The organism is Bacteroides sp. AM41-16, from assembly GCF_003603495.1.
GTDB classification, from domain to species: Bacteria; Bacteroidota; Bacteroidia; order Bacteroidales; family Bacteroidaceae; genus Bacteroides; species Bacteroides uniformis.
In genome coordinates this window covers 1-1596 of sequence record NZ_QTNE01000049.1, presented here as the reverse complement: position 1 = coordinate 1596, position 1596 = coordinate 1, and the positions used below count along the sequence as shown (strand labels likewise).

The 1596-nt window shown below is 42.7% G+C and carries 1 protein-coding gene; it reads right to left on the bottom strand.

Annotation, left to right across the window (positions count from 1 at the left end; genetic code table 11):
- Positions 1-172: 172 nt before the first annotated feature.
- On the bottom strand, positions 173-1459 hold the full coding sequence (locus DW896_RS21300; protein ID WP_005805709.1) for an IS1380-like element IS613 family transposase: 1287 nt from the start codon (positions 1457-1459) through the stop codon (positions 173-175).
- Positions 1460-1596: the final 137 nt, after the last annotated feature.

Sequence of the window (1596 nt, the reverse complement as noted above, 5' to 3'; positions counted from 1 at the left end):
ACCTCAAATCCGCAACTAAGCTCTTCAGCGTCCTTCTTGCGTCTAAACGTCCTCTCATCACTGAATTAGCAGATAAATTGAGGCTGAAATACCCACTTCTGCCCACAATATCCCCTTGCCCCACTATGCGACTTGAGGCAATACGCAGTATCATACCCATAAGTTGTAGGCGTTATCCAAAATCAGTCTGAAAAATATCTGCGTAAGCATTATTACAGGTATAGATATTCAGCACATACCGCCTTGATGTTCTGATCCACTTGGCTGGTACAGAGACAAACCTGAAGACAAACGCTTTTATGCGACTTGTTGCATTGAGTCCGAACCTCTTTACGTCAAGTCTGTGGATAATGGCCTTGTAGAAATTACGGATAAGTGCCGTAAGAAGAAGGAACACAGTGTTCTCTGCCATGAAGGATTTGGGCAATCTGTCCCACCCGAAACCATTGTTCATATCATCGAAGATACGTTCCTTTCCTCCACGAAGGTTATAGAACTCGACAATTTCTCTTGTGGAAGATTCATAGTCGTTAGTCAGGATACAACGGTATGTGTATTCTCCTTCCCAAAGATCCAGCACACCGTCCATCCGTTTCTGTCTTTGAATCACAAGTCGGTATGCTTTACCCTTCCACTTCTCAACAAGAATAGAGTTCAATTCGAACTCAATGCCATTGATTTCCTCAGTCTTCCAGCCTCTAAGAGCAAAGATGTCATTGTAGAGCGAACTGCAGCGGTTTGCGCGGATATAGAAGGATTTGCTGTGTTTCTCTATTTCCTCCACGATTTCCTCGGAACATGATCCACAATCAGCTCTGAAACGATTGATTGTAAGTCCGTTCTGCTCAAATCTCTCAAAGAATCTCTTCAGCGTGTCCTTCTGATGAAAACGAACGTTGGTGTTACCATCGCTATTCTCAATGCCAACAATCAAGTCGTCAATAACCGCCACGCCAGGGCGATAACCAAGGAACTTCTTGTATGTAGGCTTTGCATCATACTTCTCAGTCTCTATGAACTGATGGTCGAAATCAACATCATACATCTCGCCCTCTTTCAGTTGGCCGGATGCAAACATACAATTGAGCAGTAAGGTATTGAGTGTGTCAGCCGTGTTGAAATCGTAGTTCTTACCCGTATCTGATGTGTATGAGATGTTTCCTTGCGTCAGTTCCTTTATCGCTCTGAGGATAGTATCAGAACTACAAGTACGAAGTGTCGGATGGAGCGAGAGATGGTTCATCAAATGAGTAGTGACATCCTCAATGCATGAGCCACCACAGAAGTAGATACTCATGAGGGAACGGACGATTTCACTGTACTGATAACCGAACGAGCTACACCTTAGACCGAGTGTCGAGTCGATTACAGATGACAATGTGGAGTCAAATTGCTCCATGATTGAAAATATTCCTCCAAAAGGAGTGAGCTTCTCGGATTTTATTTGTATTTTTGCCATGCCTGATGAGGTTTTGTTTGATTATTTTTTTGCAACACTAAGTTAAGTGAATCCTCTGACATGGCAAAATCCTGAGCAACTTTTTGTTGCTCAGGTACTTAAAAAAAATATTTTATAATAGTGTTGCGGAATTAAGG

Excerpts from the sequence above, each read along its gene's own strand:
- DW896_RS21300 (WP_005805709.1), bottom strand. The coding sequence starts at position 1,459 with ATGGCAAAAATACAAATAAAATCCGAGAAGCTCACTCCTTTTGGAGGA.